The organism is Streptomyces sp. NPDC033180, assembly GCF_055577645.1.
The window spans coordinates 313581-329282 of sequence record NZ_JBVIPU010000002.1 but is presented as its reverse complement, the minus strand read 5'-3'; the positions used below and the strand labels follow the sequence as shown (position 1 = coordinate 329282).

Below are 15702 nucleotides of genomic sequence, written 5' to 3'. Positions count from 1 at the left end.
CGTCAGTTGAGCACCTCCAGGACGGCCCGGCCCGCCGCGCGGTGTTCGGCGGCCGTGGCCGGGTCCGTCGCGTCGAGGACGATCGCGATTCCCTCATGGGCCAGCGCTTCCTCGTTGCGGTAGCCCAGCGCCGGGGCGAGTTCGAGAGCCTGGCGGTGCAGGCGCAGGGCCTCGTCGGGCAGGCCCGCGAGGCGGCAGGTCTCGGCGTAGCCGTTGAGGAAGTGGATCTTCCAGTGTTCCTCGAAGAGCTCGTCGAGCAGCGCGAACGCCTTCCGGTGGCCGGCGAGGGCCTCTTCGTAGCGGCCCATGTGCCGCAGCGCGACACCCAGGCAGTTGAGGCACCACGCCTCGTTGTGGAGGTGCCCGTCTTCGCGGGCGAGCGCCAACGCCTGATGCAGGTGCTCCGCCGCCTCGTCGGGCTCGTCGTGGGCGATCGCCACGCCGAGGGTGATCCGCGCCGTCAGCGCGGGCGGTGACGCGGGGTCGGCGTGGGGCATGCCGATGACCTCCCGGGCCCGCCGCGCCGCCTCCTCGCGGTGTCCCAGCTGGAGCATCGCCCAGGCCTCCGCCGCGGCCGCGGCGGCCGTCCCGGTCGGACAGCCGGCCTGCTCGTACAACTTCCCTGCCAGCCTGAAGAGTTCGAGCGGCTCCTCGACGTAACCCTCGTCCCACTTCAGATAACCGCGCCGCAGGGTCAGTTCGGCTTGTGACCCCACGTCCCCCGCCTGGGACATCCGCGGCTGCGCCGCCTCATACGAGGCGGTGGCCTCCGCCATACGGCCCGCGTTGTAGCGAGCGAAGCCCAGATCACTGTGCGCGTTCGCCAGTTGGAGCGGATCGCCGAGGCGCTCGGCCGCGGCCAATGAGCGTTCGAAGAGGACGTTGAGGTGCGTCGTGCCGCAGCGCCGCGCGAAGTACGCCCGCAGGAAACGCGGCAGCTCGCACACATGCGCGTCGGCCCCGACGGCGGCCGCCGTCTCGAAGGCGCCCACCAGGTTCTCGTACTCCGCGACCAGCCAGGCGAACGCCGCGTTCTTGTCCGCGAACCGCGGCAGCGCGCCAGGCGGCCTGCCCGCGGTAGGCGGCCTGCCCGGCGAAAGGAACGGCATCGCGGCGTCGGCGGCAGCGGCCGCGTGCACGTAGTAGTCGAGGAAGCGGGCAAGCGCCTGTTCCCGTTCGGCCGGTGAGTCCTGCTCCTCGCCGGCCCGGCGCGCGTGCTGGTGCACCAGGTCGTGCAGGCGGTAGCGGCCCGCCGTCGACTCCTGAACGAGGTGCGCGTCGACCAGGTCCTCAAGCATCGCCCGCGCGCTGTTCAGCGGCACGTCCGCGAGCGACGCAGCCAGGTACTCGTCGAAGGAACCCCCGGGCAGCAGGCCGAGCAACCGGAACAGGCGAGCCTGTGACCGGTCCAACTGCCGTACGGACATGGCGAACGCGGTGTCGAACTCGCTCGCGCCCTCGGCCATCCGCTCGACGAGGACGCCCACCGTCCAGCCCGGCCGGTGCCGCAGCCGGGCGGCGGCGAGGCGCAGGGCCAGCGGCAGGTGGCCGCACAGCCGCAGCACCTCTGCGGCGGACTCCGGGTCGCGGGCGAGCCGCCCATCGGGACCGCTCGGGTCGCCGCTCGCACGGGCAAGGAGCTCCGCGCTCTCCTGCGGGCTCAGCACGTCGAGGGAGACCGGCGGCACCTCGTCCAGGCCCAGAAGCCGGTTCCGGCTGGTGATCAGTGCGACGGACGGGCCGGCTCCCGGGAGCAGGGGGCGGACCTGGTCGGCGTCGGCGGCATTGTCGATCACCACGACGACCCGCCGGTCGGCCAGCTCCGAGCGCCAGCAGGCGGCCAGTTGCTCGACTCCCTCCCGCGGGACCTTCTCGGACGGGACGTCCAGCGCGCCGAGCAGCATCCGCAGCGCGGAGTCGGGGTCGAGCGGTTCCCGGCCCTCGGTGAAGCCGTGCAGGTCCACATAGAGCTGGGCGTCCGGGTAGTCGGCGGCGAGCCGGTGCGCGGCGTGCATCGCCAGACAGGTCTTGCCGACACCCGCCATGCCGTCGACGGCGACCACCCGGTGGGTTTCCACCGCGGCCAGCACGGCGGCGAGTTGGGCCTCGCGGCCGGTGAAGTCCGGTACGTCGCGCGGCAGATCGTTGCGGGGCCGCGGTCTGCCCTGGCGGCTGGACTTCGGGGGTGCGGGCAGCGGGTTCGAGGACCGCTCCCACAAGGGGCGCAGTGGACGGGGGTCGCGCTTGACGAGGCGACAGAGCGCGATCACCGCGGGCCAGGGAGGCACGGTCTGGCCGCTGAGGTAGCGCGACAGTGACGACGAGCTGAGGCCCGCGTCCCGCGCCAGAGCCCGTACGCCGAGTCCGGACAGTTCCTGGATCAGGCGCAGCCGGGCCGCCAGCTCGTTCTGCGGGTCCGCCTTCGCCGTGCGCTGCGGCTCATCCACCAGATACCCCCCGTGTCCCGTGTGGTCGGAAACCTACCGGGCCATGTCGTCGCTGCTCAAGGTTGTTTCAGCTGTCCCACGGTGTCCCATCGCCATGGGCGTGGCGCGGGGTTCCCGCTGATATGGAGTCACACCCCGAGGGAACGGGGACCGACCGCAAGAAGGAGCACACCGAGATGCAGTCCCGTATGCAGAACCCCGCCGTCGTCCTGTCCGACGCCATGCCGGCCATCCAGACGCTCTTCAAGGCCGTGCACTCCGGTGGGGTGGAGGGGCAGACCCTGGAGCTGGTGCACCTGCGGGTCAGCCAGATCAACGGCTGCAGTGCCTGTGTCGACGGCGGTGCGAAGTCCTCCCGCAAGGCCGGCGTCAGCGACGAGCGGCTCGCCACGGTCGCCGCCTGGCGTGAGGCTCCGTACTTCACCGAGCCGGAGCGGGCGGCGCTGGAGCTCGCCGAGGCCGCCACGCGCCTCGCCGACCGGGGCGACGCGGTGACCGACGAGGTGTGGGACGCCGCCGCCACCCACTTCGACGAGAAGCAGCTGGCCGCGATCGTCCTCATGATCGGCGTCACCAACCTGTTCAACCGGCTCAACGCCACGACCCGCCAGATCGCCGGTGCGCGGGGCTGAGACCCCGTCGGGACGAGCCGCCGCGGCGGCTCCGCCCGTGCCCCCACCCACTCACGTACGTAAGGAACTCGCCATGACGACCACGCAGAAGACCGCGAAGTTCGACGGATTCACCGATGAGGAACGAGGCGCGATGAAAGCACGCGCCCAGGAGCTCAAGACGTCCGCGCGCCGCGGATCGCGCGCCGACAAGGCGGCCCAGGAGGAGGCCGCCGTGGTCGAGAAGATCGCCGAGATGCAGGAATCGGACCGCGTCATGGCCGAGCGGATCCATGCCGTGATCAAGGAGAGCGTTCCGGAGCTGGCGCCGAAGCTCTGGTACGGGATGCCCTCCTACGCCAAGGACGGCAAGGTCGTCTGCTTCTTCCAGAGCGCGCAGAAGTTCAGCGCGAGGTACGCGACGTTCGGCTTCAGCGACAAGGCGAACCTCGACGACGGCGCCATGTGGCCGGCCTCGTACGCCCTGACGGAGCTGACCGCGGAGGGAGAGGCGAGGATCACGGCGCTCGTGCGCAACGCGGTGCGCTGATCCGGGTGGTGGGCTGTGGATCACCCGAGATCTTGTGCCGCGGCCTGGCCGGCTTCGGCGACGCGGTGGAGGAACTGGGTGAAGCGTTCGAGTTCCGTGTCCGGGTAGTCGTCGCAGATCCGCTCCACGGACGCGTTCATGCCGGCGAAGTGCCCGAGCAGCTCGGCGTTGCGGTCGCGCAGCGCCCGCACCAGGGAGGCCCGGCGGTCCGCCGGATCGCGCTCACGGGAGATCCAGCCGGCGCGTTCGAGCCGGTCGAGGATCCCGGTCATGGTGGCGGCGTGGAGACCGGCGCGGCGGGCCAGCGCGCCGGGGCTCAGCGGGCCATGGGCGTTGATGAGGTCGAGGCAGTCCATGTCCACGTCCTTGAGGCCGAGCCGGCCGCCGACCTGCCGGTTGAGCAGCGCGAGCTGCGCGTCCAGCTCACGCAGCGCCTGCTTCACACCGACGGTCGCGCGACGGTGGCTGCCGGTGTCGGAACCAGATGCTACGGAACTCATAACTTACGCCCCTCGAAGGATAGTGTTACGGTTCTCGTATATTACGGCACCCGGACGAGCTGGGCGAGAGAAGGGGAATGCCATGTTCATAGTGGTCGGAGCTACCGGGCACGTGGGGCGCGAAGCCGTACGACTTCTGCTGGACGCAGGTCAGGAGGTGGCCGCCGTGACCCGCGGCGACCGGGCCTTGGCGGGACTGCCGGATGCCGCGCACGTGGTGTGCGGTGATTCCTCCCGGCCCGGGTCGCTGGCCTCGGTCCTGCCCGATCATGTCGAGGGGGTACTGACCGGCCTCCGTCCGGTCGGCACGGCCACCGCCACGGCCGACCTCCTGGCCCTCGCCGCGGAGCGAGGCGCCAAGAAGGTCGTCGCGCTGTCGGCCCTGACCGTGGAGCAGCCCGCGGGCCACCCCCGATTCATTGACGAGTTCCGGGAGTTCGAGGCCGCGGTACGCGCCGCCGGGCCGGCCTGGACGGTCTTGCGGTGTGCGGACTTCACCACCAACTCCCTGGCGTGGGCCGCGCAGATCCGCGCCACCGGCACGGTGTTCGGCGCCCATCCCTCGGCCGCGACCTCGCCCATCCATCCGCGCGACATCGCGGAGGTGGCCGTGCGGGCGCTCACCGGCGAAGAGTGCGCCGGGCAGGACCTGGCGCTCACCGGGCCCCAGTCGCTCGACCAGCGGGAGAAGCTCCGGATCATCGGCGATGCGGTCGGCCGAGAGCTGATCTTCCAGGAGGTCGGACCCGAGGACGTCCGCCGCGCGATGCTCGCCCAGGGCCTGCCGACGGATGTCCCCGAACGGTTGCTCGGCTCGCTGGCCGACTACGCCCGGACGCCGGGCCGCACTACTGACACCGTGGAACGGCTGCTGGGCCGCCCGCCGCTGAGCTATGCGCAGTGGGTGTCCGAGAACTCGGCCCCCTTCATGGCGCAGGCCCAGACCCAGTAGTGGTGGCGTTCTGAAGGCTCAGTACCCCGCCGTGAACCGGGCCCGGTGATGCTTGGGGCGCTCCGCCTCGTCCAGCAGGGCGACCGCGAGATCCTCGATCGACAGCGCGGAGACGCCGTCGGCGTCGACCACCATGGTGCCGCCGGTGCCCGGCACGGTGAGCCCCGCGGCGCGAGGTGGCGTTCGAGGGGCCAGGGCCTCGAATTCTTCGCCGACCTGGTGCGCGGCGGGCCCGTATCGCGCTGCTGCCGTCGCGCCTCGTGCCACGGCTTCCCGACGGCAGCGTTCCTGGAGTCGATGCCGAGCCGACCGGCGGCGGCCGAGGGTCCTGGGCGGTCGGCACCCGGGTGAGCCGTGTCTCACCAGGGCAGCTCCACTTGTTTATGCAACGAGTTGCATAGCAGGATCGGGGCATGGCGCTAGAGCACGCGATCCTCGTCTCGCTGCTTGAGAAGCCGGGCTCCGGCTATGAGCTGGCCCGGCGGTTCGAGCGGTCCATCGGCTATTTCTGGACCGCCACCCACCAGCAGATCTACCGCGTTCTCAAGCGCATGGAGAGCGACGGGTGGATCGACGTCCGCGAGGTGCCGCAGCAGGCGCGGCCGGACAAGAAGGAGTACTCCGTCGCCGCCCTCGGGCGGTCCGTGCTCTCCCGGTGGCTGCACGAGCCGATCGAGCCCGAGAGCGTGCGACACGAGCTGGCGGTGAAGATCCGCGGCGCGGCCTTCGACGATCCGGTCGCGCTGATCCACGAGGTCGAGCGGCACCGCCGGGCGCACACCGACCGGCTGGCACGCTATCTCGCGGGCGAGCTGCGCGACTTCACCGGACCCGACGCGCCCTGCACGCCTGACGCCGGGCAGGAGCTCCAGCACGTCGTGCTGCGCGGAGGCATCGCGTACGAACGGATGACGCTCGCCTGGCTGGACGACGTGCTCGCCACCCTCCACCGGCTCGGCCCCAAGGGCTGAACCGGCCCGGCGCCGCGTCCGCTACACCCACCACTCCTCACCCGACCTCCCGAGCCGGAAAGGCGAACACCCATGGCCGACCCGCTGCTGTTCAACCCGCGCACCTACGACCCCGAGCACTTCGACCCCGAGACCCGAAGGCTGCTGCGCGCGACCGTCGACTGGTTCGAGGCCCGGGGGAAGCGTCGCCTGATCGAGGACTACCGCGACCGCGCCTGGCTGGCGGACTTCCTCGAGTTCTCCGCCAAGGAAGGCCTGTTCGCGACCTTCCTCACCCCGGCGTCTGCCGCCGAGGGGCACCAGGACAAGCGCTGGGACACCGCCCGGATCGCCGCCCTCAACGAGGTCTTCGGCTTCTACGGGCTCGACTACTGGTACGCGTGGCAGGTCACCATCCTCGGCCTCGGCCCGGTCTGGCAGAGCGAGAACGCCACTGCCCGCACGCGCGCGGCCGAACTCCTCGCTCAGGGAGAGGTGTTCGCCTTCGGCCTGTCCGAGAAGACCCACGGCGCCGACATCTACTCCACCGACATGCTCCTTGAGCCGGACGGCGACGGCGGCTTCCGGGCCACCGGCTCCAAGTACTACATCGGCAACGGCAACGCCGCGGGTCTGGTCTCCGTCTTCGGCCGCCGCACCGACGTCGAGGGCCCCGACGGCTACGTCTTCTTCGCCGCCGACAGCCGCCACGAGGCGTACCACCTGGTCAAGAACGTCGTCGACTCCTCGAAGTACGTGAGTGAGTTCAGCCTGGAGAACTACCCGGTCGGCCCCGACGACATCCTGCACACCGGCCGTGCCGCTTTCGACGCGGCCCTCAACACCGTCAACGTCGGCAAGTTCAACCTCTGCACCGCCTCGATCGGCATCTGCGAGCACGCGATGTACGAGGCCGTCACCCACGCCCAGAACCGCATCCTCTACGGCCGGCCCGTCACCGCCTTCCCGCACGTGCGCCGCGAGCTGACCGACGCCTACGTCCGCCTGGTCGGGATGAAGCTGTTCAGCGACCGCGCCGTCGACTACTTCCGCTCCGCCGGTCCCGACGACCGCCGCTACCTCCTCTTCAACCCCATGACGAAGATGAAGGTGACCACGGAGGGCGAGAAGGTCATCGACCTGATGTGGGACGTCATCGCGGCCAAGGGCTTCGAGAAGGACAACTACTTCGCCCAGGCGGCCATCGAGATCCGAGGCCTGCCCAAGCTCGAAGGCACGGTCCACGTCAATCTCGCCCTCATCCTCAAGTTCATGGGCAACCACCTCCTGAACCCGGCCGCGTACGAGCCCGTGCCGACCCGCCTCGACGCGGCGGACGACGACTTCCTCTTCCGGCAGGGACCGGCCCGCGGCCTGGGCGCCATCCGCTTCCACGACTGGCGCACCGCCTACGACGCGTACGCCGCCGTGCCCAACGTCGCCCGTCTGCGCGAACAGGCCGACGCCCTCTGCGAGTTCGTCACCACGGCCGCCCCTGACGAGGAGCAGAGCCGCGACCTCGACCTTCTCCTGGCCGTCGGCCAGCTGTTCGCGCTGGTCGTGCACGGCCAGCTGATCCTGGAGCAGGCACGCCTGACCGGCCTCGACGAGGACGTACTCGACGAGCTGTTCGCCGTCCTCGTACGCGACTTCTCCGCGCACGCCGTCGAACTGCACGGCAAGGACGCCGCCACCGCGGAGCAGCAGAGCTGGGCGCTGGGAGCGGTCCGCCGCCCGGTCGTCGACGAGGCCCGCTCGGCACGGGTGTGGCAGCGCGTGGAGGCGCTGGCCGGGGCGTACGAGATGGCGCCCTAGCCGGCGCCGCTCAGGCGGCGAACACCTGGGAGTCGTCGGCGAACGCCTTGAACTCCAGGGCGTTGCCGGCCGGGTCGAGGAGGAACATCGTCCGCTGTTCGCCCTGCCGGCCCTCGAAGCGGACGTACGGTTCGATGACGAACTCGATTCCTGCCGTGCGCAGTCGCTCCGCGAGCTTCTGGAACTCGGGGGTCGGCAGGATCAGTCCGAAGTGCGGCACCGGGACGTCGTGGCCGTCGACCGCGTTGTGGACGCGCTGGACGGCCTTCGGCGCGAGGTGGGTGACGAGCTGGTGGCCGTGCAGATTCCAGTCCACCCAGGTGTCCGCGCTGCGGCCCTCCTCCAGGCCGAGTACCTCACCGTAGAAAAGACGGGCTGCGGCGAGGTCGTCGACCGGCACGGCCAGGTGGAACCGGGGGATGGCGGAGTCGAGAACGGTCATGGCGCTGCCTCCTTCGGCGTGGGGCCGAGCGGACCCTGGGTGGGCGTGCCCCTGTCACGCCCGAGCGCAGGCCGGGCACACCCCCCGGTACGTGACCTCGGCCTCGGACACGGTGAAGCCGAAGCGCTCGGAGTCCGGCAGCGCGGCCAGCGGGTCGCCGCCGGGGTGCACGTCGCGGATGGCGCCGCAGCCGGAGCACACCAGATGCTGGTGGGGGTGGTGGGCGTTGGGGTCGTACCGCTTCGCGCGGCCCGTGGACACCTCGATCACCTCGCCGAGGGAGACCAGCTCCCCGAGGGTGTTGTAGACCGTGGCGCGGGAGATCTCCGGCAGCCGGTCCGTGGCGCGCGCGAGCACCTCGTCCGCGGTCAGGTGAACGTGCTCACCGTCGAGTACCTCGGCGACCACCCGGCGTTGAGCGGTCATCCGCCACCCACGTCCGCGGAGTCGTCCCAGCAGATCGCTCATGCCTACCAGCCTAACTGTGCATTGTCTGAGGCCTGAATTCGTACGGACCCGTCTGTCGTATTGACTTGGACTTGGTCCATCGTAGGATCAGTTCCGGCCGACGGCCAAGGGACAGGGCAACAGCAGGGAACAGCACGTGACTTCAGGAGACGGGTCCGTTCGCCCCGGCATCCGGTACCCCGTTCGCGGAGAAGCAGTCCCGCGAACGCACCGCTCACGCGCGCACCGGCCCTTGGACGGTGACCGACTCGGCATCGGATTCCCGGCCGACGAGGTCCGCGCCACCCCTGGGCGCCCCCGACCGTTTCGCCGTTCGCAGTTTCTGAGCACCGTGATCCGCCCCGTCCGGAAGGATTCCCATGACTGAGAACCATGACGCGATCGTCACCGACCCGAAGCCGGAAGAGACAGGCGGCTGTCCGGTCGCGCACGCTCGCGCGCCGCACCCGTCCCAGGGCGGTGGAAACCGCCAGTGGTGGCCGGAGCGGCTCAACCTGAAGATCCTCGCCAAGAACCCCGCGGTGGCCAACCCGCTGGGTGAGGAGTTCGACTACGCCGAGGCGTTCAAGAGCCTCGACCTGCCGGCCGTGAAACGCGACATCGCCGAGGTGCTCACCACCTCGCAGGACTGGTGGCCCGCCGACTTCGGCAACTACGGCCCGCTGATGATCCGCATGGCCTGGCACAGCGCGGGCACCTACCGCATCAGCGACGGCCGTGGCGGCGCGGGCGCCGGACAGCAGCGCTTCGCCCCGCTCAACAGCTGGCCGGACAACGTCAGCCTCGACAAGGCCCGCCGGCTCCTTTGGCCGGTGAAGAAGAAGTACGGCCAGAACCTCTCCTGGGCCGACCTCATGGTCCTCACCGGCAACGTGGCCCTGGAGACGATGGGCCTGAAGACCTTCGGCTTCGCCGGTGGCCGCGCCGACGTCTGGGAGCCCGACGAGGACGTGTACTGGGGCCCCGAGACCACCTGGCTCGACGACGAGCGCTACACCGGCGACCGCGAGCTGGAGAACCCGCTCGGCGCGGTCCAGATGGGTCTCATCTACGTCAACCCCGAGGGCCCCAACGGCAACCCGGACCCGGTCGCCGCGGCCCGCGACATCCGTGAGACGTTCCACCGCATGGCGATGAACGACGAGGAGACCGTCGCGCTCATCGCGGGCGGCCACACCTTCGGCAAGACCCACGGCGCGGGACCGAGCGAGGCCGTCGGCGACGACCCCGAGGCCGCGCTCATGGAGCAGCAGGGCTTCGGCTGGAAGAACACCCACGGCACCGGCGTGGGCAAGGACGCGACCACCAGCGGCCTCGAGGTCATCTGGACCACCACGCCCACGCAGTGGGGCCACGACTTCTTCAAGCACCTCTTCGAGTACGACTACGAGCTCACCCAGAGCCCGGCGGGTGCGAACCAGTGGGTGGCGACGAACGCCGAGGCGATCATCCCCGACGCCTTCGACGCGTCGAAGAAGCGCCTCCCGATGATGCTCACCACCGACCTGTCGCTGCGCTTCGACCCGGTCTACGAGCAGATCTCGCGGCGTTTCTACGAGAACCCGGACCAGTTCGCGGACGCGTTCGCCCGTGCCTGGTACAAGCTGACGCACCGTGACATGGGCCCGATCGTGCGCTACCTCGGCCCGGAGGTGCCCGACGAGGTGCTGCTGTGGCAGGACCCGCTGCCGGCAGCCGATGGCGAGCCGGTCGACACCTCGGACATCGCATCGCTCAAGGAGAAGATCCTCGCCTCGGACCTCACCACCGCGCAGCTGGTCTCCGCGGCCTGGGCCGCGGCGTCCTCCTTCCGCGGCAGCGACAAGCGCGGTGGCGCCAACGGCGGTCGTATCCGCCTGGAGCCGCAGCGCAGCTGGGAGGTGAACAACCCGGACAGCCTCGCGCAGGTGCTGCGTACGCTCGAAGGCATCCAGTCGTCCTTCAACTCCGGTGCCAAGAAGGTCTCGCTGGCCGACCTGGTCGTCCTCGGCGGCTCCGCGGCGGTCGAGAAGGCAGCCAAGGACGCGGGTGTCCAGGTCGAGGTGGCGTTCACGCCGGGCCGTGTCGACGCGGCGCAGGAGCAGACGGACGTCGAGTCGTTCGCCGCGCTCGAGCCGACCAGCGACGGCTTCCGCAACTTCGTCGGCAAGGGCAACCGCCTGCCGGCCGAGTTCCTGCTGATCGACAAGGCGAACCTGCTGACCCTGAGCGCGCCCGAGCTGACGGTCCTCGTCGGCGGTCTGCGCGTCCTGGGCGCCAACCACGCCGGGTCGAAGCACGGCGTGTTCACGGACAAGCCGGGCACGCTGTCGAACGACTTCTTCGTCAACCTGCTCGACATGGACACGACCTGGAAGTCGACGTCCGAGGCGCAGGACGCGTTCGAGGGCCGTGACGCGAGCGGCGCGGTCAAGTGGACCGGCACCCGCGCCGACCTGGTCTTCGGCTCGAACTCCGAGCTGCGCGCGCTCGCCGAGGTCTACGCGAGCGATGACGCGAAGGAGAAGTTCGTGAAGGACTTCGTCGCGGCCTGGAGCAAGGTCATGGACCTCGACCGGTTCGACCTGGTCTGAGTCCGGCACTCTTGAACGACACGTCCGGGCCGGCCCACGTGGGCCGGCCCGGACGTCGTTTCAACTGCCCATGAGGCCCGGGGCGTCGACCGGAAGCCCCGTCACGAAGGACTGGTTCGCGGCCAGGCCCGTGGCCAGCGATCGTGCACCGTCGCCGGCGTCCGCCGCGCGGCCCAGGGGGTCCCCGTCACCCGGGGCCCGCTCGCCGAAGAGGTCGGCGAGCATGCGCACGTCCCCGCCGCCGTGCCCGCCCTCACCGGTGGGCACCTTCACCTCCCGCGGCTCCTCCCAGAAGCGGCGCAGCAGGAGTTGCGCGCGCCCGGCCTCGTCCCCGGTCGCCGCGCCGTGCGGGACGGCACTGGCGCCCTCGGTCCGCACGTCGGGGCGCGTCCAGGTGGATTCCTCCACGAGGAGTTCGGCGCGTCCCTCGCTGCCGTTGAAGGCGATGCGACAGCCCTCCCAGGGCGCGTAGGCGGTCAGGTGGTACGTGAGGGTCGCGCCGGAGGCGTAACGCACCAGGACCGCCATGTCGTCCTCGATGCTCACCCCGGGTCCGAACACGTTCTGGTCGCGGTGGTAGCCGTCCTCCTCCTCCGCCTCCAGGTACAGGGCGCTGAGTACGGACGAGTCGGCCAGGCGGACGGCGAAGGGGTCGTCCTCGGCGGCGGAGGAGCCGTGGGCGCGGGAGTAGTCGCGGGCCAGACCGCGCCGGGTGCCCGCCTCGTCGCCGTAGAAAAAGAGTCCGCCCTGTGCGTAGACGGTCTGGGGCCGCGCGTCCAGCCACCAGTTGACCAGGTCGAAGTGGTGGGTGGCCTTGTGCACCATCAGGCCACCGGAGTTCGCCTTGTCGCGGTGCCAGCGGCGGAAGTAGTCCGCGCCGTGCCGCAGGTCGAGCAGCCACTCGAAGTGCACCGAGCCGACCTCGCCGATCGCGCCGTCCGCCAGAAGCTCGCGCACGGCCGAGTGCACAGGGTTGTAGCGGTAGTTGAAGGCCACCCGGACCTCCCGGCCCGTGCGGCGCCGGGCGTCGAGGATGCGGCGGGCGCGCTCGGCAGTCGTGGTCATCGGCTTCTCGGTGATGACGTCGCAGCCCGCTTCGAGGGCCCGCACGATGTAGTGGTCGTGGAGGTGGTCGACGGTGCAGACCACCACGAGGTCGACGCGCTCACGGCGCAGCATCTCCTCGAAGTCGTCCGCGGGGTACGTCGGTACGGGTGGGCGGCCGGGGTGGGCGGTCGCGATCCAGTCGTTGTGGACGGCCATGCGGTGAGCGTTGACATCACAGAAACCGGCCAGTTCGATCCGGTCCGCGTAGGGACCGGCGAGTGCCTCGGTGAAGAGCTGGGCGCGGGCGCCGAGTCCCACCACGGCACAGCGCCGACGGCGTGCGGCGTCGAAGGGCATGTGTGCATCCGTTCGGGGAGTCGAGGTGTTCGGATGTCCGGATGTGGGCGTCGCGGGGGGAGGTGGTGAGCGCGCGGCAACGTTCGCCGTCCCCATTATTGAGTCGTTTCAGTTCGTTCCGGTTTTCGGCGCCGAGGTCTTGTCCTGACATTCCTGCCGTGCCTAGGGTCGGCACCGGTGCAAGCGCTTTCTAAGTTCGTTCGAGGAGACCGTATGTCCTCCACCCCCACCCGTCTACGGGCCGCCGTCGTCGGCACAGGCGGCATCGTCACCGGAAGTCATCTGCCCGCCCTGCGGGCCCACTCCGACCGGATCGAGCTGAGAGCCGCAGTCGACGTCGACCCCGCTCGGCTCGCCGCGTTCCGCGCGGAGGCGGCCGCTGCGGACCTGAACGTCGAGGGCTACGCGGACTTCGACGCGATGCTCGACGAGGTCCGCCCCGACCTGGTCCTGATCGGCACCCCGCCGTCGCTCCACCGGACGCAGACCGTGGCCGCGCTGAAGGCGGGCGCGTGGGTGCTGTGCGAGAAGCCGCTGTGCCTCTCCCTCGCCGAGTACGACGAGATCGCCACCGCCGAGGAGGCATCGGGAACGTACGCGTCGGTGGTCTTCCAGCACCGCTACGGCTCGGGCGCCGTCCACGCCCGCGAGCTGATCGCGGGCGGCGAGCTCGGAGCGCCCCGGGTCGCGCACTGCCAGACCACCTGGCACCGGGACAGCGCCTACTACGCGGTGCCGTGGCGCGGCCGGTGGGAGAGCGAGGGCGGCGGTCCCACGATGGGCCACGGCATCCACCAGTTCGACCTGCTCCTGCACCTGCTCGGCGACTGGACCGAGGTGCGCGCCATGGCGGCCCGTCTCGTGCACGACACCGAGAGCGAGGACGTCTCCACCGCCCTGGTGCGGTTCGAGAGCGGCGCGCTCGCCACCGTCGTCAACAGCGTCCTGTCGCCGGACGAGGTAAGCCGCATCCGCGTCGACTGCGCGGACGCGACAGTTGAACTCACGCATCTCTACGGCCACTCCAACGAGGACTGGGTCTACACACCGGCCCCGCACATCGACGCCGCACGCACGGATGCCTGGCGTGCTCCTGCCGCTGACACGCCCAGTTCGCACGCCGCCCAGCTCGGCGCCCTCCTCGACGCCCACGAGCAGGGCGTCAGGCCGCCGGGCAGCGGCACCGACGCCCGCCGCACCCTGGAATTCGCCGCCGCGCTCTACAAGTCGGCGTTCACCGGACAGCCGGTGCTCGCGGGCGAGATCGCCTCCGGCGACCCCTACTACCCGGCCATGCACGGCAGCCACCCCGACTGGAGCCCCCAGCGATGACGATTCAGGTCACCCACACCCACGGCGAGCGCATCACGGTCCGGTCGGGCGGCGTCGAACTGCTCAGCTACGTCTACGCACCGGACACGGACGCCTTCGAGGCCCGCAAGCCCTATGTCCACCCTCTGCGCACCCTGGCCGGACACCAGGTCTCGGGCTACCGGCCGAGCGACCACCGCTGGCACAAGGGCCTCCAGATGACCGCCAGCCACCTGTCGGGGCAGAACTTCTGGGGCGGCAACTGCTATGTCCACGGCGAGGGTTATCTGCGCCTGCCGGAGCGGATCGGGTCCATGCGCCACGACGGCTTCCCCGCCCTCGCCGTCGACGACGACCGCATGCACCTCACCGAGGAGCTCACCTGGATCGAGAACGGCGGCCAGGAATGGGCCAGGGAAGAGCGGGACATCACCGTCCACTCGGTCGACGAGGACTCCGGGTCCTGGGCCCTGGACTGGTCGATCCGCCTGGCCAACATCCGTGACGAACCTCTGCGCTTCGGCTCGCCGACCACCGCGGGCCGCGAGATGGCCGGCTACACGGGCCTGCAGTGGCGCGGTCCGCGTGACTTCACCGGCGGCACCGCCTTCGGCCCCGACGGCGAGAAGGACGCGGGAGGTCTGATGGGCACACAGGGCCCCTGGCTCGCCTTCACCGCCGAGCACGACGACGTCGACGCGCACTCGACGCTCGTCTTCGCGCACAGCCCGGAGAACGCGGACGGGATCCACGACTCGCACTGGTTCGTGCGCTCCGAACCCATCCCGACCGTCGCGTTCTCCTGGGCCTTCTTCGAGGAGTTCGAACTGCCGCCCGGCGCCTCCTTCGCCTACCGCTACCGCGTCGTGGTCGCCGACGGAGCCTGGGACCGCGACCGCGTCGCCACACATCTGAAGGGCCTGTCATGGTGAGCCTTCCGCACCCCCTGCCCGGAGCCGTCGGCCTCTCGCATCTGAGCGCCTACGAGTGGGAGGCCGCCGACGGCGTGTGCGGCGGCAGCCCGCATCTGCACCTGGTGTGCACGGAGGCGTACGTCGTCACCGGTGGCCGCGGCGCCGTCCAGACGCTCAGCCCCGACGGCTACCGCGAGGTCCCCCTGGAAGCGGGCTCCGTCGCGTGGTTCACGCCCGGCACCGTGCATCGCATGGTCCAGGGCGGCGACCTGCGGATCACGGTCCTGATGCAGAACAGCGGCCTGCCCGAGGCCGGGGACGCCGTCTTCACCTTCCCGCCCGACGTGCTCGCCGACCCCGAGCGGTACGCCGCCGCGGCGCGGCTCCCCGCGAAGACCGGCCTCGAGGCGGAAGCCGCCGCACGCAAACGCCGTGACCTGGCCGTCGAGGGATACCTGCCGCTGCGGGACGCGCTCAGGGCCGGGGACAACGGCCCCTACCTGGAGTTCCAGCAGGCCGCGGCCCGGCTCGTGAAGGACAAGGTCCCCACGTGGCGTGAGCTGTGGCGGGCAGGCGCCCTTGCCACCGCCGAGCGCACGGGCACGCAGCTCGACGCCCTGGAGTCCGGCAGCCCCGACTACCTCGCGGGCTCGGGCTCGTACGACAACCGTCCTTCGCGACTTGGTGGCTACGGCATGTGCGGACGCCGCGACGAGTACGAACTGCCCGGCACCACGCTCCCGTACCACGGCGAGTAACCGTCCC

The 15702-nt window shown here is 70.7% G+C and carries 15 protein-coding genes; 9 read left to right on the top strand and 6 right to left on the bottom strand.

The features are described from left to right. Positions 1–2: 2 nt before the first annotated feature. Entirely contained in the window at positions 3–2447 is a 2445-nt protein-coding gene (locus tag ACZ5WE_RS08160) for a tetratricopeptide repeat protein (protein WP_467684605.1), read from the bottom strand. 176 nt (positions 2448–2623) lie between these two features. On the opposite strand from ACZ5WE_RS08160, the gene ACZ5WE_RS08155 reads away from it, so the two are divergent. Both ACZ5WE_RS08155 and ACZ5WE_RS08150 read left to right on the top strand, forming a co-directional pair. Next, positions 2624–3079, top strand: a complete 456-nt coding sequence (locus tag ACZ5WE_RS08155; RefSeq protein WP_467685182.1) for a carboxymuconolactone decarboxylase family protein — start codon at positions 2624–2626, stop codon at positions 3077–3079. 73 nt (positions 3080–3152) lie between these two features. After that, entirely contained in the window at positions 3153–3608 is a 456-nt protein-coding gene (locus ACZ5WE_RS08150; protein ID WP_467684607.1) for an iron chaperone, read from the top strand. Positions 3609–3628: 20 nt separating this feature from the next. Here the strand turns inward: ACZ5WE_RS08150 and ACZ5WE_RS08145 are convergent, their stop codons facing one another. After that, positions 3629–4108, bottom strand: a complete 480-nt coding sequence (locus tag ACZ5WE_RS08145) for a MarR family winged helix-turn-helix transcriptional regulator (RefSeq protein ID WP_467684608.1) — start codon at positions 4106–4108, stop codon at positions 3629–3631. A gap of 82 nt (positions 4109–4190) precedes the next feature. Here ACZ5WE_RS08145 and ACZ5WE_RS08140 point away from each other — a divergent pair, with 82 nt between their 5' ends. Next, positions 4191–5060 carry an NAD(P)H-binding protein gene (locus ACZ5WE_RS08140; RefSeq protein WP_467684609.1) on the top strand — a complete coding sequence of 290 codons (870 nt, stop codon included), beginning with the start codon at positions 4191–4193 and terminating at the stop codon, positions 5058–5060. Between the two features lie 18 nt (positions 5061–5078). Here the strand turns inward: ACZ5WE_RS08140 and ACZ5WE_RS08135 are convergent, their stop codons facing one another. After that, entirely contained in the window at positions 5079–5327 is a 249-nt protein-coding gene (locus ACZ5WE_RS08135) for a hypothetical protein (protein WP_467684611.1), read from the bottom strand. 146 nt (positions 5328–5473) lie between these two features. Between ACZ5WE_RS08135 and ACZ5WE_RS08130 the strand changes: the two genes are divergently transcribed. Together ACZ5WE_RS08130 and ACZ5WE_RS08125 are read left to right on the top strand one after the other, a co-directional pair. After that, positions 5474–6031, top strand: coding sequence for a PadR family transcriptional regulator (locus ACZ5WE_RS08130; protein WP_467684613.1), 558 nt, complete (start codon positions 5474–5476; stop codon positions 6029–6031). A gap of 72 nt (positions 6032–6103) precedes the next feature. Next, the gene (locus tag ACZ5WE_RS08125; RefSeq protein ID WP_467684615.1) at positions 6104–7825 is read left to right on the top strand and encodes an acyl-CoA dehydrogenase family protein; all 1722 of its coding nucleotides are present in this window, start codon (positions 6104–6106) and stop codon (positions 7823–7825) included. A 10-nt stretch (positions 7826–7835) separates the two neighbouring features. On the opposite strand, the gene ACZ5WE_RS08120 is transcribed toward ACZ5WE_RS08125, so the two are convergent. Together ACZ5WE_RS08120 and ACZ5WE_RS08115 are read right to left on the bottom strand one after the other, a co-directional pair. After that, positions 7836–8267: a VOC family protein gene (locus tag ACZ5WE_RS08120; RefSeq protein WP_467684617.1), complete on the bottom strand. Its 432-nt coding sequence runs from the start codon at positions 8265–8267 to the stop codon at positions 7836–7838. Between the two features lie 54 nt (positions 8268–8321). After that, complete coding sequence (locus ACZ5WE_RS08115; RefSeq protein ID WP_467684619.1) at positions 8322–8735, bottom strand: Fur family transcriptional regulator; 414 nt, start codon at positions 8733–8735, stop codon at positions 8322–8324. Between the two features lie 359 nt (positions 8736–9094). Here ACZ5WE_RS08115 and katG point away from each other — a divergent pair, with 359 nt between their 5' ends. Then, positions 9095–11308, top strand: coding sequence for a catalase/peroxidase HPI (gene katG / locus ACZ5WE_RS08110; protein WP_467684621.1), 2214 nt, complete (start codon positions 9095–9097; stop codon positions 11306–11308). A gap of 60 nt (positions 11309–11368) precedes the next feature. On the opposite strand, the gene ACZ5WE_RS08105 is transcribed toward katG, so the two are convergent. Continuing rightward, the gene (locus tag ACZ5WE_RS08105; protein ID WP_467684623.1) at positions 11369–12712 is read right to left on the bottom strand and encodes a Gfo/Idh/MocA family protein; all 1344 of its coding nucleotides are present in this window, start codon (positions 12710–12712) and stop codon (positions 11369–11371) included. 213 nt (positions 12713–12925) lie between these two features. Here ACZ5WE_RS08105 and ACZ5WE_RS08100 point away from each other — a divergent pair, with 213 nt between their 5' ends. The 3 genes from ACZ5WE_RS08100 to ACZ5WE_RS08090 are packed head-to-tail and all read left to right on the top strand — an operon-like array spanning position 12926 to position 15695. After that, positions 12926–14044: a Gfo/Idh/MocA family protein gene (locus ACZ5WE_RS08100; protein ID WP_467684625.1), complete on the top strand. Its 1119-nt coding sequence runs from the start codon at positions 12926–12928 to the stop codon at positions 14042–14044. Further along, a complete protein-coding gene (locus ACZ5WE_RS08095; RefSeq protein ID WP_467684627.1) occupies positions 14041–14955 on the top strand; it encodes a DUF6807 domain-containing protein in 915 nt (304 codons plus the stop codon). The genes ACZ5WE_RS08100 and ACZ5WE_RS08095 overlap by 4 nt, the downstream gene beginning before the upstream one ends. Next, positions 14949–15695, top strand: a complete 747-nt coding sequence (locus tag ACZ5WE_RS08090) for a cupin domain-containing protein (RefSeq protein WP_467684629.1) — start codon at positions 14949–14951, stop codon at positions 15693–15695. Before ACZ5WE_RS08095 ends, ACZ5WE_RS08090 begins: the two co-directional genes overlap by 7 nt. Positions 15696–15702 lie beyond the last annotated feature (7 nt).